Genomic DNA, 25,443 nt, shown 5'->3' on the forward strand with positions numbered 1-25,443 from the left:
TCGGTGCGAGGCGCGCGGCGATCGCTCAATCCGCGCCGTGACCGGGTTCGGCGGCCAGCTGTGCGTCCAGTTCGGCCAGGCGCTGCGGCGTGCCCACGTCGGTCCAGCGCCCGTGATGGCGCTGGCCGCTGACCGCCTTGCGTCGCATCGCCGCGCGCAGCAACGGTGCCAGCGGGAAGCGCGGCGGCTGCCCGTCAAGGCCCGGGCTGGTGCTGGATTCGAACACCTTGTGCCAGTCGCGCAGCACCGAGGGCCGGTACACGCCGATGCCCGAATAGGTGAAGTTGGCGGCCGAATCACTGCGCGGCTGGAGCAGACCGGCCTGGTCGAAATGGAAGTCGCCGCGCGGGTGGTGCGGCGGATTGTCGATCATCACCAGATGCGCATCACCGGTCGGTTCGCGCGGCAGCGTGGAAAAATCCAGATCGGTCCAGACATCGCCATTGATCGCCAGGAACGGCGCGTTGCCCAGCAGCGGCAGCGCCTGCAGCATGCCGCCGCCGGTTTCCAGCGGTACCGCACCCTCGCACGACCAGGCGATGTGCACGCCAAAGGCGCTGCCATCGCCGAGCACCTGCGGGAAACGTTCGGCCAGCCAGCTCAGGTTGATCACCACTTCGGTGATGCCCATCGCCGCCAGCTTGCGCAGGTGCCACACGACCAAGGGTGCACCGCCCGCTTCCAGCAGCGGCTTGGGTGTGGTGTCGGTGAGCGGACGCATGCGCTGGCCCAGCCCGGCGCAGAAGATCAGTGCCTTCATGCCACGCGGGCCTGCAGGGCGGGGCGGATGTGCGCATCGAGCAGCCGCTGCAGGGGCTGCAGCGGCCGATGACGGGGCAGCACCTGGTCCAGGTAGCCGATGAAGCGCGGCAGGTCAGCCAGGTATTGCGATTTGCCGTCTCGGTAATGCAGGCGGCAGAAGATGCCCAGGATCTTCAGGTGTCGCTGGACGCCCATCCAGTCGGCATCACGCAGGAAAATGTCCGGTGATCTCGGCACCGGCACGCCGGCGGCCAGGGCCCGTGCGTGGTAGCGCAGCAGCCAGCCATCCACGCGCGCCAGCGGCCAGCTCAGGAACGCGTCCTTGAACAGGCTCACCGGGTCATAGGCGACCGGGCCGATCACGCAATCCTGGAAATCCAGCACCGCCGGCCCAGGCAGCACCGGCATCAGGTTGCGCGGCATGAAATCGCGATGGGTCAGCACCCTGTGCTGGGACAGCGCGTTGTCCATCAGCCGGCGCTGGACCAGGTGCAGCCCCTGGCTGGGCTCGCCGTCCAGTTCCAGGCCCAGGTGGCGGCGCAGGAACCATTCTTCGAACAGGCCCGCATCACGCTGCAGGAGTGCCTCGCCGAACACGCCCGTGCCTTCGGGCGGGACGATTGCCTGCAGGGTGAGCAGCTGGGCGATGGCGGCATCGACCCAGGCATCGGCATCGGAGCCATCGCGGCTGAGCCTCTGCGCCAGGGTCGGCTGGCCCAGGTCTTCCAGCAGCAGGAAACCGGCCTGCACGTCGCGTGCCAGGACCTGCGGCAGGCGCACCCCGCCGGCGGCCAGGACCCCATGCCAGTGCAGCCAGGGGCGCACGTCTTCCAGGCCCGGTGGTGAATCCATCACGATCCGCGACGGGCCCTGGCCGGCGCTTCGCCAGTAGCTGCGCTGGCCTGCATCGATGCTGGCCCGTTCCAGGGTGGCGCCAGGATCTTCCAGCGCGGTCCGTGCCCATTGCAGGCGCTGCGCGCCGCGGGCGTTGCCCGGTGAAGAAGACGTCTGGTTCATGCGCCATGCCGCATTCGGATTCGGGTGCGCAGGGTACACTGCGGCCCCGTATCCCCCATACGAGACTTCCCGATATGACCCAGCTTCAGCCCGTTCTGCTGTCGGGCGGTTCCGGAACGCGCCTGTGGCCGCTCTCGCGCGAGGCCTATCCCAAGCAGTTCCTGCCGCTCGGTGGCCGGGACACGATGGTCCAGGCCACCTGGCGCCGGGTCGAACCGTTGACCTCGCTGCCGCCGCTGGTGGTGGCCAATGAGGACCACCGCTTCCTGGTGGCCGAACAGCTGCGCCAGATCAAGGCACCGCAGCCGCGGATCCTGCTGGAGCCGGTCGCCCGCAACACCGCGCCGGCCATTGCCGCCGCCGCGCTGTGTGCGCTGGAAGACGGCGCCGACCCGCTGCTGCTGGTGCTGCCGTCCGACCACGTGATCAGCAACCCGCAGGCGTTCCGCGATGCGGTCGAGCAGGCCATTCCGGCGGCCGAGGCCGGCGCGCTGGTGACCTTCGGGGTGGTGCCCAGCAGCCCGGAGACCGGCTTTGGCTACATCCAGGCCGGTGGCGGCCAGGGCGCGCAGCCGGTGCTGCGTTTCGTCGAAAAACCCGACGCCCAGACTGCCGCCAGGTATCTTGCCGAAGGCAGCTACTTCTGGAACAGCGGCATGTTCCTGTTCAAGGCCAGCCGCTACGTCGAGGAATTGCAGAAGTTCAATCCGCAGATGGTCGCCGCGGTCCGCACCTCGCTGGAAAAGGCCAAGCGCGATGGCGACTTCATCCGCCTGGACAAGGAGGCCTTCACTGCCTCGCCGTCCGATTCGATCGATTACGCGGTGATGGAAAAGACCGCCGATGCCAAGGTGCTGCCGCTGGACGTGGGCTGGAATGATGTCGGTTCGTGGTCGGCATTGTGGGAAGTCACCGACAAGGACGCCAACGGCAATGCCTGCGCCGGCGATGTCATCACCATCGATACGCACAACAGCTACGTCTATGCCGAGAGCCTGGTCGCGCTGGTGGGCCTGGATGATGTGGTGGTGGTGGAAACCGACGACGCGATCCTGGTGGCCAGGAAGGACCGCGTGCAGGAGGTCAAGAAGGTCGTGGCCCAGCTCAAGCACGATGAGCGCAGCCAGGCGGTCCTGCACCGCAAGGTCTATCGGCCGTGGGGCGCCTACGACTCGATCGACATGGGCGCGCGTTTCCAGGTCAAGCGCATCACGGTCAATCCCGGTGCCACGCTGAGCCTGCAGATGCACCACCACCGCGCCGAGCACTGGATCGTGGTCAGCGGCACCGCCGAGGTGACCCGGGGCGAGGAGGTCATCCTGCTGACCGAAAACCAGAGCACCTACATTCCGCTGGGCGTGACCCACCGCTTGAAGAACCCGGGCCGCCTGCCGCTGGAGCTGATCGAAGTGCAGTCCGGCAGCTATCTGGGCGAGGACGACATCGTGCGCTTCCAGGACCAGTACGGGCGCAGCTGAAGGCGCGCTGCGGGTCCGCCCGCCGCATGGCCAATAATTCAAAGGCCCGCCATCGCGCGGGCCTTCGGCGTTTATAACGTACGCCGGCCCTCGCGTGCCGCTCACGACGCGCTGACCATCATGGCCGGCGCTTGACGCAGGCCCCACCGGCCCCGGCCTCGCGGCGGACACGCAGGTCCGGTCTTCAAAGCCATGACACCGAGGCACCCGCATGAGCGCACCGATTTCTGCAGCAATGCCCATGCACGACACTCAAAAGAGCCTGCGTCGCTCCATTTCGAACACGCTCAAGGGTTCGGCCGGCAATCTGGTCGAGTGGTATGACGTCTACGTCTACTCGGTGTTCGCAACCTACTTCGAATCGAGATTCTTCTCGCCCGAGGAAAAGAACGCCACGCTCTATGTGTGGGCGATCTTCGCGGTGACCTTCCTGATGCGTCCGATCGGGGCCTGGTTCTTCGGCCGGTTTGCCGACCGCCACGGGCGCCGCGCTGCGCTGACCGTGTCGGTGACGCTGATGGCGATCTGCTCGTTCGGCATCGCAGTGGTGCCGACCGCGGCCAGCATCGGCTATGGCGCGGCGATCATCCTGCTGCTTGCACGGCTGCTGCAAGGCTTTGCCACCGGCGGCGAGTACGGCGCCAGCGCGACCTACATGTCCGAGGCGGCCATGCCCGGACGCCGCGGCCTGCTGTCCTCGTTCCATTACGTGACCCTGGTCGGCGGCCACGTGCTGGCCCAGCTGACCTTGTTCATCATGCTGTCGCTGCTGGACAGGCAGCAGGTGTCCGATTGGGGCTGGCGGGTGGCCTTCGGCATCGGCGGCATCTCGGCGATCGTGGTGTTCTGGCTGCGTCGGACCATGGACGAATCGCTCCCGTCGGCGGCCATTGAAGAGGCCAGGTCCGGCGGCGCGCGCAGGTCCGGCTCGCTGCGCGAGCTGATCGTCCACCAGTGGCGGCCGCTGCTGCTGTGCTTCATGATCACCGCCGGCGGCACGCTCGCGTTCTACACCTATTCGGTGACCGGACCGAAGATGATCCAGACGCTGTTTGCCGGTGACGATGTCATGACCGGCACGGTGCTCAACCTGATCGCCCTGACCATCCTGATGCTGCTGCAGCCGGTGGGTGGCTGGCTGTCGGATATCGTGGGCCGCAAGAGCCTGCTGGTGTTCTTCGGCGTCGGCAGCGTGCTCTACACCTGGTACCTGATCACTGCGCTGCCGCAGCAGACCTCGGCCGGCTCGGCATTTGCGATCCTGGTGGTGGGCTTTGTGATCCTCACCGGCTACACCTCGATCAATGCCGTGGTCAAGGCGGAGCTGTTCCCGACCTACATCCGCGCGCTGGGCGTGGGCCTGGGCTATGCGCTGGCCAACTCGCTGTTCGGCGGCACCGCGCCGATGCTGTACCAGGCCGCCAAGAGTAGCGGCCACATGACCGGCTTCATCCTCTACGCCACGGCGGTGATGTTCGTGTCGCTGCTGGTCTACATCTTCTTCCTGAGCAACAAGGACGAGAACTGGCTCGACCACGAAAGGGCTCTGCAGGCGCGGCACGGCAACAAGGGGTGATCCACGCCCCGACCAGGCCTGCTGGCAGGCGCGCGCCGATGGCCTGTTCGCATGTAGCCGCTCAGTGACCGCGGGCTGGTTATCTGATGTTGCGTCCGCGCGGTCGGGTGAACAGCGTGCCGAGCCCGAGGATCACCACCGCCCCGATTAGCGCACCGACAAAGCCGACCGGCTCGCCGGCCGCGTACCAGCCCATCCTGCGGCCGAACCAGCCGGCCAGCAGCGCGCCGGCGATGCCCAGCACGATGGTGAACAGGCAGCCCATGCGGCCGTTGTTCGGGGTGATCAGCCGCGCCAGCAGGCCGACCACGAAACCGACCAGGATGATGTAGAGCCAGCTGTCGCTGCCGAACAGGTTGTCCATGTGCAGGCCTCTTGGCGAAGGGAAGTGTCGATCATAGCCAGCGCCGCGGCCACAGGCGCCTGAATGTCGAACGGCCGCACCGGGCGGCCGTTCGAGGGGTTGCCTGACCGCGCGGCTTGCTCAGCAGCAGCCGTGCGCGCCATGGGCCTGACCGCCGGCCACCGCGGCCACCCCGCTGGTCAGCCCGGCGACGCTGGCCGCCCGGTGTGCGGCCAGCACCTGCGAGACGCAGGCCGTGACCCGCTTGCCCATCGGGATGTCCAGGAACTCGTTGGGACCATGCGCATTGGAGTGCGGCCCCAGCACGCCGGTGATCATGAACTGCGCGCCGGGGAACTTCTCGCCCAGCATGCCCATGAACGGGATCGTGCCGCCTTCGCCCATGTACATCGCCGGCTTGCCGAAGGCCGCCTGCGAGGCCGATTCGATCGCCTCGGTCAGCCATGGCGACTGCGCCGGGGCGTTCCAGCCGGTCGAGGACTTCTCCAGCACCAGCTCGACCTGGGCGCCGTTGGGCGGGTCGCGCAGCAGCACGTCCTTGAGGATCTCGCCGGCACGCTTGCCGTCCAGGGTCGGCGGCAGCCGCAGCGAGATCTTGACCGCGGTGTGCGGGCGCAGCACGTTGCCGGCCGAGGCCAGCGCCGGCAGCCCGTCGGCGCCGGTGATGGACAGCGCCGGGCGCCAAGTGCGGTTGAGCACTAGCTCGGTCAGGTCCGGATCCATCGGGGTCATGCCGGGCAGGAACGGGAACTTGTCGTAGACCTCGCTGCCCAGCACCGCGCCGACCCTGGCCGCCTGCTCCAGGCGCTCGGCCGGGATCTCCACGAACAGGTCCTGGATGAGGATCGAGCCGGTGTTTTCGTCCTCCAGGCGCGAGAGCAGCTGGCGCAGCAGGCGGAAGCTGGAGGGCACGATCCCCGAGGCATCGCCGGAGTGGACGCCTTCGCTGAGCACCCTGACGGTGAAGTTGCCGCCGGCCATGCCGCGCAGCGAGGTCGTGCACCACAGCTGCTCGTAGTTGCCGCAGCCCGAATCCAGGCACACCACCAGCGAAGGCTTGCCGATCCGCTCGGCCAGATGATCGACATGGGCCGGCAGATCGTAGCTGCCCGATTCCTCGCAGGCCTCGATCAGGATCACGCAGCGTGCGTGCGGCAGGCCTTGTTCCTGCAGCGCCATGATCGCGGCCAGCGAACCGAACAGCGCATAGCCATCATCGGCGCCGCCGCGTCCGTAGAGCCGCTCGCCCTTGATCACCGGTGTCCACGGGCCCAGGCCGTGTTCCCAGCCGGTCATCTCCGGCTGCTTGTCCAGGTGGCCGTACAGCAGCACGCAATCCTCGCCGGTGCCTTCGCCGCTGGCCGGGATATCCAGGAAGATCAGCGGGGTGCGGCCCTCGAGCGCGATCACCTCGACCTGCATCCCGGCGATGGGTTGGGCGCGCGCCCAGGTTTCCATCAGGGCCACGGCCTGGGCCATGTAGCCATTGGCGACCCAGTCGGCGTCGAACATCGGCGACTTGTTGGGGATGCGGATGTATTCGACCAGCTGCGGGACGATGTCCTCGTCCCACAGGCCAGCCACGAACTGGTCCAGGCGTGCGGTATCCATGCGGGTCCTGCGAGTCAAAAGTGGATTTTACGCAGCCGGGCCTGTACCCAACCCCGCGGGATGCGGCGTCGGACTTTTCCTACCCGGCAGCAGGCTGTTTCCCGGCATCGCGCCCGGGCCTGCGCTGATAGCTTGAGCCTGTGCCGACGCTGAGACTGTGCACACCGGACGACGCACCGCGTCGGTTTCGGAAACCGCCCCACCAACCACTGAACTCATCGCCACAAGGAGCGTTGCCATGAAATCCATTTCCATCCTGATCAAGTCGCTGTTGCTGTCGCTGGTGCTGGTCGCCGCCGCGCACGCCGCCGACACCCGGGTCAACATCAATACCGCCGATGCCGCCGCGCTGGATGCCGTGCTGCTCAATGTCGGCGCGAGCAAGGCCCAGGCCATCGTCGACTACCGCAAGATCAACGGTCCGTTCAAGAGCGCCGAGGAACTGGCCATGGTCAAGGGCATCGGCCTGAAGACCGTGGAGAAGAACCGCGACCGCATCGAAGTGGGCCGTTCGGCCGCCGCGCCGAAGAAGCCGACCGCCGCCGCGCCGGCCAAGCCGGTGGCGCGCCGCTAGGAGACTCCTAGAAACACGTCACGGACGCAGCGGCGCAGGCAGCACCGCAGCGAGCCACGGGGCAGGACGCCACAGTGACACGGCAAGGACGCCGACAGGGACGTACCTCCGCACCACTGGCTGGGTGGAGACGAGGGAAGGCAGGACGCCGGCGGACCAGGCACGATGCCGACAGGGAAGTACTCCGCCCGGATGCGCCGCACGCATCCGGGCGGTTCTTTTTGCGCTGCGGCCAGCCGACGACGTAGGGCGGGTCTTGACCCGCCATCGGTAATCACTTCGGCCGCGGTGGCGGGTCGAGACCCGCCCTACGGCCCTCGCGGTGGCGGGTCAAGACCCGCCCTACGGCCCTCGTGGTGGCGGGTCGAGACCCGCCCTACGGCCCTCCCCCGCTCGCGGAGGAGAGGGTCGGAGTGAGGGGGGCAGGGGCGATGCCGACGACGACACATCAACGTTCCGGAGCCGGCTGCGGTCCAGGCGTCAATACACGTCACGGCGATAACGGCCCAGTGCGCGCAGCTGCTCCACCAGCGCTTGGCCCAAGGTCTCGTGCAGGATCGCTTCGACACCGGGTGCCATGCCGTCCACGCTGCCGCACACATACACCGCAGCGCCGTCGGCGATCCACGCCTGCAGGGGTGCGGCGGCCTCGCGCAGGGCGTCCTGCACGTAACGCGGCGGCGCATCGTCGCGCGAGAACGCCAGGTCCAGGCGCTCCAGCCAGCCCTGCGCCTGCCAGCTGCGGATGTCCTGGCCGTAGTGCAGGTCGTGGGCGCGCTGGCGTTCGCCGAACAGCAGCCAGTTGCGGCGCGCACCGGCGGCGATGCGCGCCTTGAGCAGGGCGCGCAGCCCGGCGATGCCGGTGCCGTTGCCGATCAGGATCAGCGGCGTGGACGGGGCCGGTGGATGGAAGTTGGGATTGGACCGCAGCCGCAGCGCGATCAGCGCGCCCAGCGGCGCGTGGCTGCACAGCCAGCCGCTGGCCAGGCCGAGCTGGCCATCGGCGCACTGCACGCATCGCAGCAACAGGTGCAGCGCGCCATCGGCCGGTACCGAGGCCACTGAGTATTGGCGATGCGCCAGCAGCGGCAGATCGTCGGCCAGGGCCTGCGCGTGCACATCGCCGGTGAGGGCATCGGGCAGCTGGCGCGTGGCCAGCACCTGTGCCAGGGGCACCGGGGTCTGCTCGATGAGTACCGGCGTGTCGCCATCCACGCCGGTGCGCCGCAGCCAGGCCTGCACCAGCTGCGGTGGGTGGCGCGGGAGGATCTCGACCAGGTCGCCGGCCTGCCAGTGCGGCAGCGCCGCCGGTGGGATCAACTCCAGGTGATGGACCGGCCCGCCGACGCTGCCCGGATTGAGCAGGTGGCGGGCGCGCAGCGTCCAGGCCTGGTACACCGGCGCCCGCCAATGGCCCAGCTCGGCCTTGCCGGCCAGCAGCGACAGCTGGTGTTGCCAGTGGCGCAGGGCGGCGGCCTGGGCGTTGTCCACTTCGACTCGGTCGAACAGCGGGACCGCCCCGCGGCTGCGCAGCCACCGATCCAGCTGCCGGCCGAAGGCGCAATAGTGCGCGTAGCTCGCATCGCCCAGTGCCAGCACCGCATAGTGCAGGGTGTCCAGCGGCTCGGCACCGGCCATCACGGTGCGCACGAATTCCAGCGCCAGGTCCGGCGGATCGCCTTCGCCGGTGGTGCTGACCACGAACAGCACCCGTCGGTAGCGCGCCAGCGCCGGCGCATCCAGCCAGGCCAGGGATTGCACCTGCGCCTGCAGGCCGCCTTCGCGCAGCGACTGCGCGGTGCGCGCGGCCAGTTCGATGGCAAGGCCGGTCTGGCTGGCATGGGCGACTAGGACGGTGTCGGTGTCGACCTGTTGCACCTGTGCGGCCGTCACGACCGGCGTGCGCCTGGCCCGCGCACGCCACAGCAGTGCGCCGCTGAGTCCCAGCCAGGCCAGCACCGCCGCGCCAGCGCCGATCCAGCGCGTCGGCCTTGGCGGACCGGGCCACCAGGGCCCGGGCTGCCAGGTGAACAGCAAGCCCGCCAGCACGACCAGCGCGAGCAGCGCCAGGCCGTTGCCCAGCCTGGCGCCGGACAGGCGGGCGCGGGGCGCGCTGCTCATGCCGCCAGCAGCGCGGCGAAGCGCTCGCTCATGTGTTCCTGGATGCCGCTGGCCGAGGCCACCACCAAGCGTGCCGCCATCTGCCGCGCCTGGGCAAACCGCAGCCCGGCCTCGGCGCCCATCACGGTCAGCGCGGTGGCCCAGGCATCGGCCTCCATCGCGCTGTGCATGACCACCGTGACCGCCGCCGCCTGCGGCACCGGCCGGCCCGAACGCGGATCCAGGGTATGGCCGTAGCGCACGCCGTCGTGTTCGAACCGGTGCCAGCGATCACCGGAGGTCGCCACCGCCAGGCCATCGAGCGCCAGCACGCGCGCCGGCAGGGTGGCGTGTTCGTCGGCCCCGGTTTCCACCAGCACCCGCCAGGGCGTGCCATCCGGTTTGCGGCCGCGGCCGGCCAGTTCGCCGCCCACTTCCACCAGCGCATCGTCGATGCCGCGGCGGCCCAGCGCCTGCAGCAGCAGGTCGACCGCGTAGCCCTTGGCGATCGCCGACAGGTCCAGCTGCACCGCGCCGGGCTGCAGCAGTGCCAACGGTTGCCCGCGCAGCGCCAGCTGCGACCAGCGTGGACGCGCGCGCGCCTGTTGCAGTGTCTGCTCCGGCGGCAGCGCGGGCGTGCCGCCGCCGGCACCGAAGCCCCAGGCATGCACCAGCGCGCCCACCGTGGGATCGAACGCACCTTCGCTGTCGCGCGCGATGCGCAGCGCGGCGGCCATCACCCTGGCGAAATCCTCGGGCAGGACCTGCCAGCTGCCTGCGGCTGCGCGGTTGTAGTGGCACAGCGTGGAGCTGGCTTCCCAGGTGCTCATCTGCGCCACCACCCGGTCCAGTTCGCCCTGCAGCAGCGCGTGCAGCCGATGCAGGTCCAGGTCCGAAGGAATGGCCAGCCTGGCCGACCAGGTGGTGCCCATGGTCTGGCCGCCGAGCGTGGCCAGGGTGCGGGAAGCGGCGAGCGGGCTGGGCATCATGAGGCCTTCGACATGCGTGGCACGTACCTTGCGGCGGCTCTGCGCCGGCCGCGACCGTGCCTTGCGCGGCTTATTGCGGCAGCACTTCCAGCGTGGCCACGTAGCTCAGGCGGCGCTGGCTGGCCTGTGGCAGCGAGGTCTTGGCGTCTTCGGCGCTGGCGTTGAGCCAGTACATGCCGGGCTGCGGCCAGGTGACGCTGAAGGTGCCCTGCGCATCGGTGCTGACCTTGATCTCTTCCTGCGCGTTGCGGTAGCGGGTGTCGCCGCGGATCACGCTGACTTCCAGGTTGGCCGCCGGCTTGCCGTCCAGGACCAGCCTGAAGCTGGCCGCCTCGCCGGCGAACAGGTCGTTGGGATGGGTCACCGGCACCAGTTCCAGGCCCACGCCGGTGGGCTTGAGCGCGGTGGTGGTGGGCGCGCCGTGGGTGGCGAAGGTCTCCACGCGCATCGCGTTCTGCCAAACCTGCAGGTTCCTGGCGTCCCTGGGCACCTTGGCGGCGAAGTCGGCCGGCGTGCCGCGCCAGCGCTTGCGCTGGCCGTCCTGGTCTTCCCACGCGGCCAACAGGCCGTCGCTGGCAATGGCCACCCGGTAGCTGCCTTCCTGGGTGAGCGCCACGTCGAACACGCTGCGGTACTTGCCGGTGGCGGCGTTCTGCACCTGCACGGGGCTGCCGTCGGGCGCGGTGATGGTCAGTTCGTCCAGGCCCAGCGGCATGTGATCGAAGTGGAACAGCTCGTTGGACACCGCCGCATCCACCGTCAGCCACGGCTCGGCGCCGGAGAAGGTGGTGCCCGAAGGCAGCAGCCACATCTTGTGGGCGGCGGCGGAGAACGAGGCGGTGGCGGTGGCCAGGGCCAGCATCAGGATCAGGGAACGCTTCATGCGGGATGCTCCAATGGATTGCGTCGAAAGATGGGTTACGGCTTGACCACCAGCGAGATGGCGCCCAGCTCGCTGCTGCCCTGGCCGCTGGCGGCCTGCGCGGCGGTGGCCGGCCAGGTGAAAGGCACCTTGACCAGTTCGCGGCCACCGACCTCGCGCACCGCCTCCACCACCAGCGTGTAGCTGCCGGGCTTGAGGCCCGCCAGCTGCGGCGCATTGGCGGCCAGCTCCAGGGTGTGCACGCCGGCCGGGTGGGTCGGGCCGGTCACGCCATCCACCGGCAGGTCCAGGGTGCGGCCGGACTTGCGCCACCACTGGCGCAGGTCCGGCAGCCACTTGCTGCCGTGGCCTTCCCTGTTGTCCTGGTGCTGGTACCACACCGCCAGGTTGGCGGCAGCCTTGCCGTTGGCGTCTTCCACGTAGACCGCCACGTAGGGGCGGTGGTACTCGGCGACGTTGAGCGTGGGGATCTCCAGCTTGACCTGCAGCGTGGTGGCATGGCCCGGCATGGCCAGCAAGCCACTGAGCGCAATGGTCAGGGTGAGCGGAACGGTCTTGGTCATGGCGCAGGTGTCCTTCAAAGGAGCCTTTAGTGGATGAAGATCAGGGCCAGCACCAGCGGCACCAGCAGGCCCAGGCCCACCATCGGCCAGGTCATGCGGCGCTGGCCGGCGTGCAGCTGCAGCAGCAACAGGCCGGTGATGCAGAACACCAGGCAGGCCAGCGCGAAAAGATCGATGAACCAGCTCCACGCCGTGCCGGCGTTGCGGCCCTTGTGCAGGTCGTTGAGCAGGGAGACCCAGCCGCGGTCGGTGCCTTCGTACTCGACTGCGCCGCTGGCCCGGTCCAGCGAGAGCCAGGCATCGCCGCCGGGACGCGGCAGGGACAGGTAGACCTCCTCGGCCGACCATTCGCCCTGGCGTCCGGACAGGCCGATCTCCAGCTCGCCTTCCAGCCAGTCCGACACCGCCCTGGGCAACGGCGCATTGCCTTGCTGGCGCGTGCCCAGCGACTTGAGCAAGGCGGCCGGGACGGTGGCCGTGCGCCGGCTGACCATCGGCTTGGCCTCGATGCTGGCCGCATGATTCAAGGTGATGCCGGTGACGGCGAACAGCAGCATCCCGACCAGGCACAGCGCCGAACTGATCCAGTGCCACTGGTGCAGCGTGCGCAGCCAGAAGCCACGGCGTTGCTGGGCCGAAAACGCAGGCCTCACACTTCGGCCCAGCCACGCAGCAGGTTGTGATAGACGCCGGTCAGCTGCAGCACCGATGGCTGGTCGGCGCCGGTGCGGGCCAGTGCCTGGATGGCGGTGTCCATCTCCAGCAGCAGGCGCCGGCGGCTGTCGTCGCGGACCATGCTCTGCACCCAGAAGAACGAGGCCAGCCGCGCCCCGCGGGTGACCGGGGCGACCCTGTGCAGGCTGCTGGACGGATACAGGATCAGGTCGCCGGCCGGCAGCTTCACCTCGTGCTCGCCGTAGGTGTCGCTGATGACCAGCTCGCCGCCGTCGTACTCCTCCGGTTCGCACAGGAACAGGGTGCACGACAGGTCCGAGCGGAGCTGGCCGCGCGCCTGGCCCGGGCGCTCCAGTGCCATCACCGAGCCATCGACATGGAAGCCGTATTCGCCACCTCCGGCATAGCGGTTGAAGCGCGGCGGCAGGGTGCGCAACGGCAGTGCGGCGGCGAAATACAGCGGGTTGCGCTCCAGCGCTGCCAGCACCTGCTGGCCCAGCCGCTCGCGCAGCGGCGAGGCATCCGGCAGCTGCTGGTTGCGCTTGACCTGCGCGCCCTGCGCGCCGACGGTCTGGCGGCCGTCGATCCACTCGGCCGCGTCCAGCGCCGTGCGGATCTGGGCGAGCTGGTCGGCGTCGAGGATCCTGGGTACGTGCAGCAGCATGGGCGGTTTCCTGCCTTGCGAGGCGGGCGCGGGAAGAGCGGACCCTGCGCCGTGCCCGTGGTGGCCGGTCGCCCGGCCGAAAGGGGTCAATGCCGGCTCAGAAGCGGAAGTCCGCGCTGAGCATGACGGTGCGCGGCGCGCCGGGCGTGTAACGGTAGCCGCTCTTGTTGATGCCCACCACGTGTTCCTTGTCGAACAGGTTGTAGGCGTTGAGGCGCAGGTCCAGGTGGGGGTTGACCGTGTAAGTCGCCACCGCGTCCCACACGGTGTAGGACTTGGTGAATGCCGGGGTGCCCACCGCGCCATCGGTGCCGCGGTGCATGCGCCCGGAATAGCGCACCCCGCCGCCCACGGTCAGGCCGAACGGCAGGCGATAGGTGCTCCAGGCGGTGAAGGCATCGTCCGGGGTGTAGCTCAGGTTGTTGGAGCCGTCGCTGGTCACCGCCGCGCCCTCCTCCACGCTGGTGTTCATGGCGGTATAGCCAGCCGACAGCGACCAGTGATCGGTCAGCTTGCCCACGGCCGACAGTTCGATCCCTTCGACCTTCTTCTTGCCGGTCTGGTAATACACCGCGGTATCGGTCGGGTTCTGGACCAGCTCGTTGGTGACCTCGGTCTGGAACAAGGCAACGCTCAGCAGCAGGCCGTCGTCGAGCAGGTTCCACTTGCTGCCGATCTCGGCGGTCCTGGCCTTCTGCGGCTCCAGGTTGGGATTGTCCAGGCTGCTGGCCGAGTTGCTGAAGGTGAAGTTGTTGCCACCGGGCGGCTGCTGGGAAATGGCGTAGTTGGCGTACAGGCTGACGAGGTCGGCGACCTTGTAGACCGCGCCCAGCTTCCAGTTGAACAGGGTGTCGGAGGCGTCGGCATCGACGCCTTGCACGATGCTGCCGGCGGCCAGGGCGCCGCAGGCCGGGGCGCCGCGGCTACCGCAGGCGACCAGGCTGCTGAAGTCCGTCCTGTAATGGTCCACGCGCAGCCCGGCGGTGACCAGGAACTGCCCGCCGAACTTGATCGTGTCGAACAGGTAGGCAGAGGAAGTGGTGGTCTTGCCCTGGCTGTCGGCGCCGTTGGGTGCCCAGGCCAGGCCGGTGGCGTTCCAGTCCGGGTCGTACAGGCTGGCCGCGGTCCAGGCCGTACCGCCGGTGACCGCCTGGCCGCGGGTCTTCTGCTCCTCGCGGGTGAACTCCAGGCCGGTGCTGAGGTTGTGCACGACCGGGCCGGTGTTGAAGTCCGCGCGCAGGTTGACCTGGTCAGTGAGGATGGTGTTTTCCTGGTCCTTGAAGGTGGGCAGGTTGCGCGCCAGCGTGTAGGTCGACCGGTCGTCGATGTCGGTCCACTTGATGTTGCCGGCCAGCGGATCGGCGGCGGTGCCACCGGTGCCGGTGAACGAGGTCAGCAGGTAGTCCTGCTCGGTCTTGCCCCAGCGCGCGGTGTTGGTCAGCTTCAGCGTGTCGGAGAAGTCATGCTCGACGCGGAACGTGGCCATCTGCGTGGTGACATCGTCGTGGTCGGCGCCGGTGCCATAGAAGTTCTCCGGATCCACCGGCCGGCCTGCCAGTTGCGCCAGGCCGGGCTGCGCGGTCCAGCCGGGCAGGCCGATGGTCGGCACGCCGCCGTCGGGGATGTTGTCCTGCTCGACGTACAGCAGGTCCAGGTGGAAGCGGGTGGCCGTGTCCAGGCCGACGGCCAGCGACGGAGCAATCCCCCAGCGCTTGTTCTGCACGTGGTCGCGGCCGGGGACGTCGCTGTCCTGCCACATGCCGTTCACGCGCAGCGCGGTGCCGGATCTGGCATCGAGCGTGTGGTTCCAGTCGGTGGTGGCGCGCCGCTGTCCGTCAACGCCGGCGCTGACCGTGCCGGAGGTGGCGTCCTGCAGCTGCGCGTGCTTGGTGACCAGGTTGATCGAGCCGGTCGGCGCGGAGCGGCCGGTGTCGGTGCCGGCCGGGCCCTTCTGCACTTCGACCTGCTGGATGTTGAACACATCGCGCGAGATCGAACCGGTATCGCGGATGCCATCGACGAAGATGCTGCCGGACGTGTCGAAACCGCGCATGTAGATCGTGTCGCCGGTGGAGGTGTTGCCGTTCTCGCCTGCATAGAAGGTGCCGACGCCCGGCGAGTTGCGCAGGGCCTCGGTGAGGGTGGTGGCGCCCTGTTCGGTGAACAGGGCGCTGGTGATCACCTGCAGGGTCTGCGGGGTGTCCAGGATGGGCTGGGTGAACTTGTCCGAGGACACCTGCTCGGCCGAGTAGTCGCGCACCCGCGAGCCGGTGACCTGGACCTGGGCCAGGGTCTGGGGCTGGGGCTGGGGCTGGTGCGCCTTGTCCTTGTGGTCCTCGTGCTTGGCGCCGCTGTCGGTGTCGGTGTCCACCGGCGTGGCCGCGCCCGCCCACGCCGCGCCCGGCAGGGCCAGGGCCAGCGATGTGGCCAGCGCGGCCACGGCCAGGGGACGGGCAGAAGTGTGCTTGCGGGAGCGGATGTACATGTCGGGCGTTCTTCCAATGGAGTGAAAGCGGATTCCCCCATTGGCGACGGCTGACGGGAGTGCGGGCAGCCGACCTCATGCTTTGTGCACGGGGTCGGGCCGGGGCAGGCCGGTCGCTCGCTCCGGACGGCCCGGCGACGGCAAACGGCTGCCCCTGAATCGCGTCGCATTGTAATGAGAACGATTTGTATTAGCAACCTTGGGTGGGGTGGACCGAATTCGCCGGCCATGGCGGTGGGCAGGGCGGGTGCGCGCCCGCACCGCACATTCCGCTGCATGCGGCCGGTGGCGCATGGAATCGGCTGATCGGGTTGTCCGGTCCTGCGCGGCCACTCAATCGCGGTCGTCGCGCACCCAGACTCCGCCGTGTTCGACCTTGACCGGGAACCTGGGCACCGGCGCGTAGGCCGGCCCGCACAGCGGCGTGCCGGTGCGGATGTCGAAGCGCGCGCCATGCAGCATGCACTCGATGCTGCCGGCCTGCGTGTCGAAGGTCCCGGCCGCCGAGAGTTCGAACTCGGCATGGCTGCAGCGGTCTTCCAGCGCGTACAGCTCGCCGTCCAGGTTGAACACCACGATCGGCGCACCGGTGACTTCGTCAAAGGCAACATGCATTTCGCCCGGCAGCAGTTCCGCCGTGGCGCAGACCAAGGTCCACGGTTCGCTCACGGGCCGCTCCTAGACAAGGGATTTCTCCAGCACCTCGAAGCGCAGGTCCTGGCGCAGCGGCGTGCCGAAGCGCGCATCGCCATACGGGAACGGCTTGAAGATGCCAGTGCGCACGTAGCCGCGGCGCTGGTAGAAGGCGATCAGGGTCTCGCGCAGGTCGATCACGGTCATGCGCATGCGCTCCACGCCCATCTCATCCCGGGCGATGCGCTCGGCTTCGGCCAGGACCTGCTTGCCGATGCCGCTGCCCTGCAGGTCCGGACGCACCGAGAACATGCCGAAATAGCCGGCGCCATCCTCGATGGCCACATGCGCGCAGGCCAGCAGCACGCCGTCGCGTTCGGCCAGCAGCACGCGGCTGTCGGGGCGGGTGAGGTCATGTTCAAGCACGCCGCGGTCGATGCGGTTGCCCTCGAGCAGGTCGGCCTCGGTGGTCCAGCCGACCCGGCTGGCCGGGCCGCGGTAGGCGCAGGTCACCAGCGCAGTGATGGCGTCGATGTCGGCGAGCGTGGCGTCGCGAAAGGTCAGGGTGGGCATGGGCGCATTGTAAAACGCGCGGGCAGGCGCCTGATCGCATTCATCGTGGAAGCCGCCATGGCGGCGATGAGGTGCGCGATGAAGCCTCTTGGCCGCCATGGAGGCTCCCACGCCTGAAGCTCCTCAGCCCAGCAGCGCGCGCGCCTTGTGCAACGCCGCCACGAAGTCTTCGATCTCCTCGTGGGTGTTGTAGAAGGCCAGCGAGGCACGCAGGGTGGCGGCCACCCCGAAATACTGCAGCAGCGGGTGGGCGCAGTGCTGGCCCGAGCGCACCGCCACCCCTTCCAGGTCCAGCAGCGTGGCCAGGTCGTGGGCATGGGCGCCCTCGATCAGGAACGAAACCACCGCGGCCTTGTCCGGCGCGGTGCCGAAGATGCGCAGGCCCTCGATCCGATTCAGTTCCTCGGTCAGATGCGCCAGCAGTTCGGCCTCGCGCGCGCGGATCGCAGCCATGCCCACGCCTTCCAGGTAATCCAGCGCCGCGCCCAGGCCGACGAAGCCGGCGATGTTCGGCGTGCCGGCCTCGAACTTGTACGGCACGTCGTTGAACGTGGTGTGCTCGAAGCTGACTTCCTTGATCATCTCGCCGCCGCCGATGAAGGGCGGCATGGCCTGGAGCAGTTCGCGCCGGCCCCACAGCGCACCGGTACCGGTCGGGCCGCAGATCTTGTGGCCGGTGGCCGCGTAGAAGTCGCAGCCGATCGCGGCCACATCCAGCGGCAGGTGCGGGGCGGCCTGCGAGCCATCCACGACGGTGACGATGCCGGCCTTGCGCGCGGCCCTGCAGATCTCGCGCACCGGATTGACCGTGCCCAGCACGTTGGAGACATGGGTGATCGCCAGCAGCTTCACCTGCGGGGTCATGGCCTTGTACAGCGCCTCCAGGTCCAGGCTGCCATCGGGCAGGATCTCGGCCACCTGGATCCTTGCGCCGGTGCGCTGGGCGATGAGCTGCCAGGGCACGATGTTGGCGTGGTGCTCCATGCGCGAGACCAGGATGACCTCGCCGGGCTTCAGGTTTGGCAGCGCCCAGGCATAGGCCACCAGGTTGATGGCGAAGGTGGTGCCGCTGCACAGGATCAGCGCATCGCCGCGCACGCCCATGAAGCGGGCCAGCTTGTTGCGCGCGCCTTCGTAGGCATCGGTGGCCTCGCTGCCCAGCGCGTGGACCGCGCGGCTGACGTTGGCGTTCTGGTTGCGGTAGAAGCTGTCTACCGCGGCGATCACCTGCACCGGCTTCTGCGAGGTGTTGGCGTTGTCGAAGTAGATCAGCGGCTTGTCATTCACCGCGCGGGTCAGCAGCGGGAAGTCCATGCGGATCCGGTTCCAGTCCGGCGCTTGCGCGGTGGCCGTATCGGTGTCCTGCACCGCGGCGGAGCCGATGTTTTCGCTGGTGCTCATGCCGCACCTGCCTGACGCAACGCGGCGTCCAGCGCTTCGACCAGCTGCGCGACCAGGGCATCATCGCCCAGCACCGACAGCGGCTGGCGACAGAACGCGGCGGTCAGCAGGCGCTGGGCCTGTTCCAGCGGCAGGCCGCGCGAACGCAGGTAGAACAGCGCATTGGCATCCAGGCGGCCGACGGTGGCGCCGTGCGCGGCCTGGACTTCATCGGCGTGGATTTCCAGCACCGGCTGGGTGTCGATCTCGGCGTCGTCGGACAGCAGCAGGTTCTTGTTGGACAGGCGTGCGTCGGTGCCGTCGGCGCCCTGGCGGATCAGGATGCCGCCGTGGAACACCGCGCGGCCGCGGCCGGTGCCCAGGCCGCGCCAGGTCAGCGCGCAGCCGGTGTCGCGGGCGATGTGGTCGATGCCCAGGCGGGTGTCCAGATGACGCCGGCCGCCGGCCAGCAGCACGCCGTTGGCTTCCAGCCGGGCGTGTTCGCCTTCCAGGCGGACGTTGAGTTCATGGCGGGACAGGGCTGCGCCCAGTTCCAGGTCCAGCCGCCTGTAGACCGTCTCGCGGGCCAGAACCGCATCGGTGCGCAGCAGGCTGGTGGCCTTGTCGGACTCGTGCTGGAGGCGGGCGTGGACCAGCTGCGCGCCCTGGGCCAGGTGCACGTGGGTCAGCGTGTTGGCCAGGTGCGCGTGCTCGCCTGCGGCAAGGTGGTGCTCGACCACCCGCAGCTGCGCGCCTGCGCGCAGCTCGATCAGGTGGCGCAGGTGCCAGGCGCGGTCAGTGGAATCGGCTGCGCCGATGAAGACCAGCTGCAGTGGCGTGGCGGCCTGCACGCCGGCCTCGGCGCGTACCAGCACCCCTTCAGTGGCCAGGGCGGCATTGAGCCGGGCAAAGACTTCATCGCCGCGCTCGAAGCGCCGGGCCAGGAAGCGCGCCGCATCGCCGCCTTCGGCCAGCGCCTGCGACAGGCGCTGCACGCTGATGCCGTCGGCCAGGCCGGAAAGATCGCTGAGGCTTTCGACATGGCGACCGTTGACCAACACCAGGCGCGGCGCCGGGATGTGCGCGATCGGCGCCGCATCGACCGGCGGTGCGACCTGGACCGGGGCGAAGCTGCGGCGCTCCAGCGCGCGCAGCGAGGTGTACTTCCAGGCCTCCTCGCGCTGGGTCGGCAGGCCGGCGGCCAGGGCCTCATCCAGCACGGTGCGGCGCGCGCTGTCGCCGTGGAAAGCCGATGCGAGCGAGTCCAGGAGCGCGCTCATGCCGCCGCTTCCGGCGTGATGCGGTCCTTGATCCAGTTGTAGCCGTGGGCTTCCAGTTCCAGGGCCAGTTCCGGACCACCGCTCTGCACGATCCTGCCATCGGCCAGCACGTGGACCAGGTCCGGCTTGATGTAGTCCAGCAGGCGCTGGTAATGGGTAATGACCAGGAACGAGCGGCCGGCCGAGCGCAGCGCGTTGACGCCATCGGCCACGGCCTTGAGCGCATCGATGTCCAGGCCCGAATCGGTTTCGTCCAGGATCGCCAGCTTCGGCTCCAGCACGGCCAGCTGGAAGATCTCGTTGCGCTTCTTCTCACCGCCGGAGAAGCCTTCGTTGACGCCGCGATGCAGCAGCTCGTCCTTCAGGTGCAGCACCGCCAGCTTCTCGCGCACCAGCTTGAGGAACTGCATCGAATCCAGCTCGGCTTCGCCGCGCGCCTTGCGCTGGGCGTTGAGCGCGGCGCGCAGGAAGTAGGTGTTGTTCACGCCCGGGATTTCCACCGGATACTGGAAGGCCAGGAAGATGCCGGCGGCGGCGCGTTGTTCCGGCTCCAGCTGCAGCAGGCCGGCACCTTCGAATTCCACCGTGCCGGCGGTGACTTCATAGCCCTCGCGCCCGGACAGGATGTTGGCCAGGGTGGACTTGCCCGCGCCGTTGGGGCCCATGATGGCGTGCACTTCGCCCGCTTTCACCTGCAGGGACAGGCCCTTGAGGATTTCCTTGCCGGCGACGGAGGCGTGGAGGTTGTCGATCTTCAACATGTTCTTGGGTCCAGTGATTGAGCCCCTCTCCCGCCGGGAGAGGGGTTGGGGTGAGGGTTCGCAGCAAAGCGCCACAGAGTGTTGATGCCTGTGGCTTCGCCCGGACCCTTGCTTGGCGCCGCATGCATTCGGCACATCCATGTGCTTCACCCTCCGGGCGGCTTCGCCGTGCAGATCGGCAATCCTGCCGATTTGTCTCCCGAGGGGAGAAGGAAACAGGTCAACCGACCGAGCCTTCCAGCGAGACTTCCAGCAGCTTCTTGGCCTCGACCGCGAATTCCATCGGCAGCTCGCGGAAGACCTGCTTGCAGAAGCCGTCCACGATCATCGACACCGCGTCTTCCTGGCTGATGCCACGCGCCCGACAGTAGAACATCTGGTCGTCGCTGATCTTGGAGGTGGTGGCTTCGTGCTCGACCGTGGCGCCGGGATTCTTCACCTCGATGTAGGGGAAGGTGTGGGCACCGCACTGCTTGCCGATCAACAGCGAATCGCACTGGGTGAAGTTGCGTGCGCCGGCGGCGCCCTTTTCGACCTTGACCAGGCCGCGATAGGTGTTCTGGCCGCGGCCGGCGCTGATGCCCTTGGAGACGATCTTGGACTTGGTGCGCTTGCCCACGTGGATCATCTTGGTGCCGGTGTCGGCCTGCTGGCGGTGGTGGGTCAGGGCCACCGAATAGAACTCGCCGCTGGAATCATCGCCCAGCAGCACGCAGGACGGGTACTTCCAGGTGATGGCCGAGCCGGTCTCGACCTGGGTCCAGCTGACCTTGCTGCGCGCGCCGCGGCATTGCGCGCGCTTGGTCACGAAGTTGTAGATGCCGCCCCTGCCTTCCTCATCGCCCGGATACCAGTTCTGCACCGTGGAATACTTGATCTGCGCATCCTCCAGCGCGACCAGCTCGACCACCGCGGCGTGCAGCTGGTTCTCATCGCGCATCGGCGCGGTGCAGCCTTCCAGGTAGGACACCGAGGCCCTGTCCTGGCACACGATCAAGGTGCGTTCGAACTGGCCGGTATGGCCGGCATTGATGCGGAAATAGGTGGACAGCTCCATCGGGCAGCGCACCCCGGCAGGAATGAACACGAAGCTGCCGTCGGAGAACACCGCCGAATTGAGCGCGGCGAAATAGTTGTCGCCCACCGGCACCACCGAGCCCAGGTACTGCCTGACCAGCTCCGGATGATCCTTGATGGCCTCGGACATCGAGCAGAAGATGATGCCTTTTTCGGCCAGCTCCTTGCGGAAGGTGGTGCCGACCGAAACCGAGTCGAACACCGCATCCACCGCCACCCCGGCCAGCCGGGCGCGCTCGTGCAGCGGCACGCCCAGCTTGTCGTAGGTGTCCAGCAGTTCCTTGGGGACATCATCCAGCGAGGCGTACCTGGGGCCCTTGGGCGCGGAGTAGTAGCTCAGCGCCTGGAAGTCGATCGGCACGATCTTCAGATTGGCCCAGTGCGGCTGGGGCATGGTCAGCCAATGGCGGTAGGCCTCCAGGCGCCAGTCGGTCATCCATTGCGGCTCTTCCTTCTTGGCCGACAGCGCGCGGACGATGTCCTCGCTCAGCCCGGCCGGGAGCGAATCGGATTCGATCTCGGTGATGAAGCCGGCCTCGTAGCGGCGGCCGAGCTGTTCGATGATCTCGACGTTGCGCAGTGGCGCGGGGATTTGGGTCGCTTCGGTGGCCATGTTGGGCTGCCTACGGTTCAGCTGGCCACACGCGCGGTGATGGAGCGCCGCCGCGTGTGGACATGGGTGGAAGGGGGAAACGGCGCCGGGTGCAGCATCTGCGCCAGGGTCATGCCGCGCAGGGCATCGGCGACCACGTCGTTGATCAGCCGCCAGTTGGTACGGGCCCCGCACTGCTGGGCAATGCCGCACTGACTATCGTGCTGGCTGCATTCGGTGATCGCCAGCGGCCCTTCCAGGGCCTCGATGATCTGCATCAGGGTGATGTCACCGGCCGCGTGCGCCAACCGATAGCCGCCATGAACGCCGCGCAGGCCTTCGACCAGACCGGCCTGGGCCAGGGGCTTGAGCACCTTGCTGACGGTGGTGGCTTCCAGGCCCGAGGCCTCGGCCAGCTCGGTCGCGCTGAGCACTTCGCCGGCGCGGCTGGCCAGCACAGTCAGCAACACAGTGGCGTAATCGGTGAGCTTGGTGACGCGCAGCATGATGGGGGCAACGGCTAAAGCGGACCGAAATTGTACTCTTTCCGCGGGATCCAGGCCAGACCCGGGTTTGGCCTGCGCTCAGCTGACCCGATCGGCATGAATGCCGGACGGCGATTGGCAGCAAGCGCGCCGCGCCGCCACAATGTCTGAAGACTTCTCCTCCGGACGCTTCGATGCCGCGCAAGATCGCCACCCGCAAATCCACCATCCACGGCAACGGCATGTTTGCGATCGCGCCCATCAAGAAGGGCGAACGGCTGATCGAATACAAGGGCCAACGACGCACCCACGCCCAGGCCGATCGTGGCAGCGGCGGTGATGTGGAAAGCGGCCATACCTTCCTGTTCACGCTCAATGACAAGTACGTGATCGACGGCACCCGCGGCGGCAACAGCGCGCGCTGGATCAACCACAGTTGCGATCCCAACTGCGAGGCGCTGATCGAAGAGCACGATGGCCCGGACCGGCGCAAGGACAAGGTGGTGATCGAGGCCCTGCGCAACATCAAGCCCGGCGAGGAGCTGACCTACAACTACGGCATCACCCTGGCCGAGCGCCATACCCCGCGCCTGAAGAAGATCTGGGCCTGTCGCTGCGGCTCGAGCAAGTGCACCGGGACCATTCTTCAGCCCAAGCGCTGAAGCCTGCCATGCGTGAACAGCTGCTGGTGGAGTTCAGCGATCGCATTGCGGCGTAGTCGCGCGGCGGTCACCGGTGCTGGGAGACACTGGGCCCTTCCCCGCATCTGTGGAGGTGCTCCATGTCCGGTTCCCTCGATGGCCAGGTGGCCGTCATCACCGGCGCTGCCAGCGGCATCGGCAAGGCCCTGGCCCAGGCGCTGGCGCAGGCCGGCGCGCAGGTGGCCATCGCCGATCTGAACCTGCCAGGCGCGCAAGCTGCGGCGGGCGAAATCCAGGCCGCAGGTGGCCGCGCGCTGGGCGTGGCGATGGACGTCACCGATGAGGCCGCGGTCAACGCCGGCATCGCCCAGGTCGAACAGGCGCTTGGCCCGGTGGACATCCTCATCGCCAATGCCGGCGTGCAGATCGTCCATCCGATCCAGGACTTTCCCTTCGATGCCTGGAAAAAGCTGCTCGCGATCCACCTGGATGGTGCGTTCCTGACCACCAAGGCGGTGCTGCCTGGCATGTATGCGCGCAAACGCGGCACGGTGATCTACATGGGCTCGGCCCATTCGCACGAGGCCTCGCCGCTGAAGTCGGCCTACGTCACCGCCAAGCACGGGCTGCTGGGCCTGGCCCGCACCCTGGCCAAGGAAGGCGGCGCGCATGGCGTGCGCAGCCACGTGGTCTGCCCGGGCTTCGTGCGCACGCCGCTGGTGGAAAAGCAGATCCCCGAACAGGCCGCAAGCCTGGGGATCAGCGAAGAGGAGGTGATCCAGCGGGTGATGCTGGGCAACACCGTCGATGGCACCTTCACCACGCTGGAGGACGTGGCCACCACGGTGCTGTTCCTGTGCCGGTTCCCCAGCAACGCCCTGACCGGACAGAGCATCCTGGTCAGCCATGGCTGGCACATGGGTTGAGCCGTTCGCTGCAGACGTTTGCGCTGCGTCTGCGCGTGCGGCGCCGACGTTCATGGCCGGCCAATGGCGCCGGACCGAGCATGGTCGCTCCCATCTTTGCAGAGGATTTTTCCCATGACCGACCTGAACGGAAAGAGGATCGCGGTGCTGGCCACCGATGGTTTCGAGCAGTCCGAGCTCACCGAACCCAAGCGGCGCCTGGAAGCCATGGGCGCCAAGGTGGACGTGGTCTCGCTGCCGGGCAAGGACAGCATCCGCGGCTGGGACAAGAAGGACTGGGGCGAGGCGGTCCCGGTGGACAAGGTGCTGGGCGAGGTCGCGGCCAGCGACTACGACGCGCTGGTGCTGCCGGGCGGGGTGATCAACCCTGACCATCTGCGCCAGGAGGTCACGGCCGTGGACTTCGTCAAGGCCTTTGCCGCAGCCGACAAGCCAGTGGCGGCGATTTGCCACGGCCCCTGGATGTTGGTCGAAAGTGGCCTGGCCAAGGGCCGCAAGCTGACCTCGTGGAGCTCGCTCAAGACCGACCTGTCCAATGCCGGCGCCCAATGGCAGGACAGCGAAGTGGTGGTCGATGGCAACATCATCACCAGTCGCAACCCGGGCGATATTCCCGCCTTCAGCCAAGCGATCGCAAACGCGGTTGCTGGCTGATCCAGCTGGATGCGCAGACAGGCAATCGCGGCCAATTCACCGCGTTTGCTGCGCGGGCCGCTGGGTCATGGCCGGATGGGCGGTGACGGCGTGGACGCAACCTATTGCGCCCCGCTCAGGTCGGGCATGCTAACCGGCTGGTTCAACTGCACCACGATCCGCCCATTGGCCACGCGCGTGGATTCCACGCGCACGTTGCCGAAGCTGGCCAGCAGCTGGGGATCGAGCCTGTACAGCGGCTCGCTGCTGGCGTAGTCCTGCAGGAACAGGCTGACCAGCTGGCGGTCGCGTTCGCGCAGCTCATGGCCGGACGTGGGGACCACCCGGTCCACGCGGGGCGCCTCCAGGAACAGCGCCTTCGCCTGCGGGTCGTAGCGCAGGCCGCTGCTCAGCCACACCCGGCCCAGGGCGTCGCCGCCGTTGCTGGCGTCGAACTGCATCTGCACCCGATTGCCGTCGGCCGGGATGCTCAGCTGCGGATTGCTGGCGGTCATCGACACCAGCCCGCCCAACGCCTGGAAATCACGCGGGAATTCGGACTGCAGGTAGCCCTGCACCTGCGCGGCCGAGACGGCCAGCTCGCTGGAAGGCCTGGTCTGCGCCCATGCCGCGGCGGCGATGGAAGCGGCCACCAGGGCCGCGGCGGCCAGCGCGGCGCGAAGGGAGGTCATGTTCGAGGTCTGCATGGATGTCCTTGGCT

Annotated in this window: 25 protein-coding genes; 6 read left to right on the plus strand and 19 right to left on the minus strand. The window is 68.3% G+C overall.

Annotation, left to right across the window (positions count from 1 at the left end; translation table 11 throughout):
- Nucleotides 1–25: 25 nt before the first annotated feature.
- Nucleotides 26–760: an N-acetylmuramate alpha-1-phosphate uridylyltransferase MurU gene (murU, locus tag DSC_RS04605; RefSeq protein WP_014159970.1), complete on the minus strand. Its 735-nt coding sequence runs from the start codon at nucleotides 758–760 to the stop codon at nucleotides 26–28.
- Nucleotides 757–1,779: an aminoglycoside phosphotransferase family protein gene (locus tag DSC_RS04610; protein ID WP_014159971.1), complete on the minus strand. Its 1,023-nt coding sequence runs from the start codon at nucleotides 1,777–1,779 to the stop codon at nucleotides 757–759. Before DSC_RS04610 ends, murU begins: the two co-directional genes overlap by 4 nt.
- 74 nt (nucleotides 1,780–1,853) lie before the next feature.
- Here DSC_RS04610 and DSC_RS04615 point away from each other — a divergent pair, with 74 nt between their 5' ends.
- Together DSC_RS04615 and DSC_RS04620 are read left to right on the plus strand one after the other, a co-directional pair.
- Nucleotides 1,854–3,257 (plus strand): mannose-1-phosphate guanylyltransferase/mannose-6-phosphate isomerase, encoded by a 1,404-nt coding sequence (locus DSC_RS04615; RefSeq protein ID WP_014159972.1) that lies wholly within the window; start codon nucleotides 1,854–1,856, stop codon nucleotides 3,255–3,257.
- Nucleotides 3,258–3,468: 211 nt separating this feature from the next.
- On the plus strand, nucleotides 3,469–4,833 hold the full coding sequence (locus DSC_RS04620) for an MFS transporter (RefSeq protein WP_043290407.1): 1,365 nt from the start codon (nucleotides 3,469–3,471) through the stop codon (nucleotides 4,831–4,833).
- A gap of 79 nt (nucleotides 4,834–4,912) precedes the next feature.
- Here the strand turns inward: DSC_RS04620 and DSC_RS04625 are convergent, their stop codons facing one another.
- Nucleotides 4,913–5,197 carry a GlsB/YeaQ/YmgE family stress response membrane protein gene (locus DSC_RS04625; protein ID WP_014159974.1) on the minus strand — a complete coding sequence of 95 codons (285 nt, stop codon included), beginning with the start codon at nucleotides 5,195–5,197 and terminating at the stop codon, nucleotides 4,913–4,915.
- A gap of 120 nt (nucleotides 5,198–5,317) precedes the next feature.
- A complete protein-coding gene (locus DSC_RS04630) occupies nucleotides 5,318–6,808 on the minus strand; it encodes a M20 family metallopeptidase (protein WP_014159975.1) in 1,491 nt (496 codons plus the stop codon).
- 238 nt (nucleotides 6,809–7,046) lie between these two features.
- Here DSC_RS04630 and DSC_RS04635 point away from each other — a divergent pair, with 238 nt between their 5' ends.
- A complete protein-coding gene (locus DSC_RS04635) occupies nucleotides 7,047–7,382 on the plus strand; it encodes a ComEA family DNA-binding protein (protein WP_014159976.1) in 336 nt (111 codons plus the stop codon).
- Between the two features lie 480 nt (nucleotides 7,383–7,862).
- Here the strand turns inward: DSC_RS04635 and DSC_RS04640 are convergent, their stop codons facing one another.
- From DSC_RS04640 to DSC_RS04705, 14 genes are all read right to left on the minus strand, one after another.
- A complete protein-coding gene (locus tag DSC_RS04640; protein WP_014159977.1) occupies nucleotides 7,863–9,503 on the minus strand; it encodes a flavodoxin domain-containing protein in 1,641 nt (546 codons plus the stop codon).
- Entirely contained in the window at nucleotides 9,500–10,468 is a 969-nt protein-coding gene (locus tag DSC_RS04645) for an FAD:protein FMN transferase (RefSeq protein WP_043290953.1), read from the minus strand. The genes DSC_RS04640 and DSC_RS04645 overlap by 4 nt, the downstream gene beginning before the upstream one ends.
- Nucleotides 10,469–10,541: 73 nt before the next feature.
- On the minus strand, nucleotides 10,542–11,354 hold the full coding sequence (locus DSC_RS04650) for a DUF4198 domain-containing protein (RefSeq protein WP_014159979.1): 813 nt from the start codon (nucleotides 11,352–11,354) through the stop codon (nucleotides 10,542–10,544).
- Nucleotides 11,355–11,389: 35 nt separating this feature from the next.
- Nucleotides 11,390–11,917 (minus strand): DUF2271 domain-containing protein, encoded by a 528-nt coding sequence (locus DSC_RS04655; RefSeq protein WP_014159980.1) that lies wholly within the window; start codon nucleotides 11,915–11,917, stop codon nucleotides 11,390–11,392.
- A 26-nt stretch (nucleotides 11,918–11,943) separates the two neighbouring features.
- On the minus strand, nucleotides 11,944–12,582 hold the full coding sequence (locus DSC_RS04660) for a PepSY-associated TM helix domain-containing protein (RefSeq protein ID WP_043290954.1): 639 nt from the start codon (nucleotides 12,580–12,582) through the stop codon (nucleotides 11,944–11,946).
- Complete coding sequence (locus tag DSC_RS04665) at nucleotides 12,567–13,256, minus strand: Fe2+-dependent dioxygenase (protein ID WP_014159982.1); 690 nt, start codon at nucleotides 13,254–13,256, stop codon at nucleotides 12,567–12,569. Before DSC_RS04665 ends, DSC_RS04660 begins: the two co-directional genes overlap by 16 nt.
- A 97-nt stretch (nucleotides 13,257–13,353) precedes the next feature.
- Nucleotides 13,354–15,741: a catecholate siderophore receptor Fiu gene (locus DSC_RS04670; RefSeq protein WP_014159983.1), complete on the minus strand. Its 2,388-nt coding sequence runs from the start codon at nucleotides 15,739–15,741 to the stop codon at nucleotides 13,354–13,356.
- Nucleotides 15,742–16,074: 333 nt separating this feature from the next.
- Complete coding sequence (locus DSC_RS04675) at nucleotides 16,075–16,410, minus strand: Rieske (2Fe-2S) protein (protein ID WP_014159984.1); 336 nt, start codon at nucleotides 16,408–16,410, stop codon at nucleotides 16,075–16,077.
- A 9-nt stretch (nucleotides 16,411–16,419) separates the two neighbouring features.
- On the minus strand, nucleotides 16,420–16,947 hold the full coding sequence (locus tag DSC_RS04680) for a GNAT family N-acetyltransferase (protein WP_043290955.1): 528 nt from the start codon (nucleotides 16,945–16,947) through the stop codon (nucleotides 16,420–16,422).
- A 123-nt stretch (nucleotides 16,948–17,070) separates the two neighbouring features.
- Nucleotides 17,071–18,261 (minus strand): cysteine desulfurase, encoded by a 1,191-nt coding sequence (locus DSC_RS04685; RefSeq protein WP_043290956.1) that lies wholly within the window; start codon nucleotides 18,259–18,261, stop codon nucleotides 17,071–17,073.
- 83 nt (nucleotides 18,262–18,344) lie between these two features.
- Nucleotides 18,345–19,607, minus strand: coding sequence for a Fe-S cluster assembly protein SufD (gene sufD / locus DSC_RS04690; RefSeq protein WP_014159987.1), 1,263 nt, complete (start codon nucleotides 19,605–19,607; stop codon nucleotides 18,345–18,347).
- Nucleotides 19,604–20,368, minus strand: a complete 765-nt coding sequence (gene sufC, locus DSC_RS04695; protein WP_014159988.1) for a Fe-S cluster assembly ATPase SufC — start codon at nucleotides 20,366–20,368, stop codon at nucleotides 19,604–19,606. The genes sufD and sufC overlap by 4 nt, the downstream gene beginning before the upstream one ends.
- A gap of 220 nt (nucleotides 20,369–20,588) precedes the next feature.
- Nucleotides 20,589–22,058, minus strand: a complete 1,470-nt coding sequence (sufB, locus tag DSC_RS04700) for a Fe-S cluster assembly protein SufB (protein WP_014159989.1) — start codon at nucleotides 22,056–22,058, stop codon at nucleotides 20,589–20,591.
- 17 nt (nucleotides 22,059–22,075) lie between these two features.
- On the minus strand, nucleotides 22,076–22,543 hold the full coding sequence (locus DSC_RS04705; protein ID WP_014159990.1) for an SUF system Fe-S cluster assembly regulator: 468 nt from the start codon (nucleotides 22,541–22,543) through the stop codon (nucleotides 22,076–22,078).
- A 173-nt stretch (nucleotides 22,544–22,716) separates the two neighbouring features.
- Between DSC_RS04705 and DSC_RS04710 the strand changes: the two genes are divergently transcribed.
- The 3 genes from DSC_RS04710 to DSC_RS04720 all read left to right on the plus strand — a co-directional run bounded on the left by DSC_RS04710 (nucleotide 22,717) and on the right by DSC_RS04720 (nucleotide 24,743).
- Entirely contained in the window at nucleotides 22,717–23,184 is a 468-nt protein-coding gene (locus tag DSC_RS04710) for an SET domain-containing protein (protein WP_014159991.1), read from the plus strand.
- 119 nt (nucleotides 23,185–23,303) lie between these two features.
- Nucleotides 23,304–24,089: a 3-hydroxybutyrate dehydrogenase gene (locus tag DSC_RS04715; RefSeq protein WP_014159992.1), complete on the plus strand. Its 786-nt coding sequence runs from the start codon at nucleotides 23,304–23,306 to the stop codon at nucleotides 24,087–24,089.
- A gap of 114 nt (nucleotides 24,090–24,203) precedes the next feature.
- Nucleotides 24,204–24,743 carry a type 1 glutamine amidotransferase domain-containing protein gene (locus tag DSC_RS04720; protein WP_014159993.1) on the plus strand — a complete coding sequence of 180 codons (540 nt, stop codon included), beginning with the start codon at nucleotides 24,204–24,206 and terminating at the stop codon, nucleotides 24,741–24,743.
- 101 nt (nucleotides 24,744–24,844) lie between these two features.
- Here the strand turns inward: DSC_RS04720 and DSC_RS04725 are convergent, their stop codons facing one another.
- Complete coding sequence (locus DSC_RS04725; protein ID WP_043290408.1) at nucleotides 24,845–25,414, minus strand: YceB family lipoprotein; 570 nt, start codon at nucleotides 25,412–25,414, stop codon at nucleotides 24,845–24,847.
- Nucleotides 25,415–25,443 lie beyond the last annotated feature (29 nt).

The sequence above is a fragment of the Pseudoxanthomonas spadix BD-a59 genome, assembly GCF_000233915.3.
Lineage (GTDB): Bacteria > Pseudomonadota > Gammaproteobacteria > Xanthomonadales > Xanthomonadaceae > Pseudoxanthomonas_A > Pseudoxanthomonas_A spadix.

Bases quoted from the DNA above. Each gene is read 5' to 3' on its own strand.
- sufD (WP_014159987.1), bottom strand. From the start codon at position 19,607: ATGAGCGCGCTCCTGGACTCGCTCGCATCGGCTTTCCACGGCGACAGC.
- DSC_RS04630 (WP_014159975.1), bottom strand. From the start codon at position 6,808: ATGGATACCGCACGCCTGGACCAGTTCGTGGCTGGCCTGTGGGACGAG.
- DSC_RS04635 (WP_014159976.1), top strand. From the start codon at position 7,047: ATGAAATCCATTTCCATCCTGATCAAGTCGCTGTTGCTGTCGCTGGTG.
- DSC_RS04620 (WP_043290407.1), top strand. From the start codon at position 3,469: ATGAGCGCACCGATTTCTGCAGCAATGCCCATGCACGACACTCAAAAG.
- DSC_RS04645 (WP_043290953.1), bottom strand. From the start codon at position 10,468: ATGCCCAGCCCGCTCGCCGCTTCCCGCACCCTGGCCACGCTCGGCGGC.
- DSC_RS04610 (WP_014159971.1), bottom strand. From the start codon at position 1,779: ATGAACCAGACGTCTTCTTCACCGGGCAACGCCCGCGGCGCGCAGCGC.
- DSC_RS04670 (WP_014159983.1), bottom strand. From the start codon at position 15,741: ATGTACATCCGCTCCCGCAAGCACACTTCTGCCCGTCCCCTGGCCGTG.
- DSC_RS04615 (WP_014159972.1), top strand. From the start codon at position 1,854: ATGACCCAGCTTCAGCCCGTTCTGCTGTCGGGCGGTTCCGGAACGCGC.
- DSC_RS04650 (WP_014159979.1), bottom strand. From the start codon at position 11,354: ATGAAGCGTTCCCTGATCCTGATGCTGGCCCTGGCCACCGCCACCGCC.
- sufB (WP_014159989.1), bottom strand. From the start codon at position 22,058: ATGGCCACCGAAGCGACCCAAATCCCCGCGCCACTGCGCAACGTCGAG.
- DSC_RS04705 (WP_014159990.1), bottom strand. From the start codon at position 22,543: ATGCTGCGCGTCACCAAGCTCACCGATTACGCCACTGTGTTGCTGACT.
- DSC_RS04640 (WP_014159977.1), bottom strand. From the start codon at position 9,503: ATGAGCAGCGCGCCCCGCGCCCGCCTGTCCGGCGCCAGGCTGGGCAAC.
- murU (WP_014159970.1), bottom strand. From the start codon at position 760: ATGAAGGCACTGATCTTCTGCGCCGGGCTGGGCCAGCGCATGCGTCCG.
- DSC_RS04715 (WP_014159992.1), top strand. From the start codon at position 23,304: ATGTCCGGTTCCCTCGATGGCCAGGTGGCCGTCATCACCGGCGCTGCC.
- DSC_RS04710 (WP_014159991.1), top strand. From the start codon at position 22,717: ATGCCGCGCAAGATCGCCACCCGCAAATCCACCATCCACGGCAACGGC.
- DSC_RS04720 (WP_014159993.1), top strand. From the start codon at position 24,204: ATGACCGACCTGAACGGAAAGAGGATCGCGGTGCTGGCCACCGATGGT.
- DSC_RS04665 (WP_014159982.1), bottom strand. From the start codon at position 13,256: ATGCTGCTGCACGTACCCAGGATCCTCGACGCCGACCAGCTCGCCCAG.
- DSC_RS04685 (WP_043290956.1), bottom strand. From the start codon at position 18,261: ATGGACTTCCCGCTGCTGACCCGCGCGGTGAATGACAAGCCGCTGATC.
- sufC (WP_014159988.1), bottom strand. From the start codon at position 20,368: ATGTTGAAGATCGACAACCTCCACGCCTCCGTCGCCGGCAAGGAAATC.
- DSC_RS04680 (WP_043290955.1), bottom strand. From the start codon at position 16,947: ATGCCCACCCTGACCTTTCGCGACGCCACGCTCGCCGACATCGACGCC.
- DSC_RS04625 (WP_014159974.1), bottom strand. From the start codon at position 5,197: ATGGACAACCTGTTCGGCAGCGACAGCTGGCTCTACATCATCCTGGTC.
- DSC_RS04655 (WP_014159980.1), bottom strand. From the start codon at position 11,917: ATGACCAAGACCGTTCCGCTCACCCTGACCATTGCGCTCAGTGGCTTG.
- DSC_RS04725 (WP_043290408.1), bottom strand. From the start codon at position 25,414: ATGACCTCCCTTCGCGCCGCGCTGGCCGCCGCGGCCCTGGTGGCCGCT.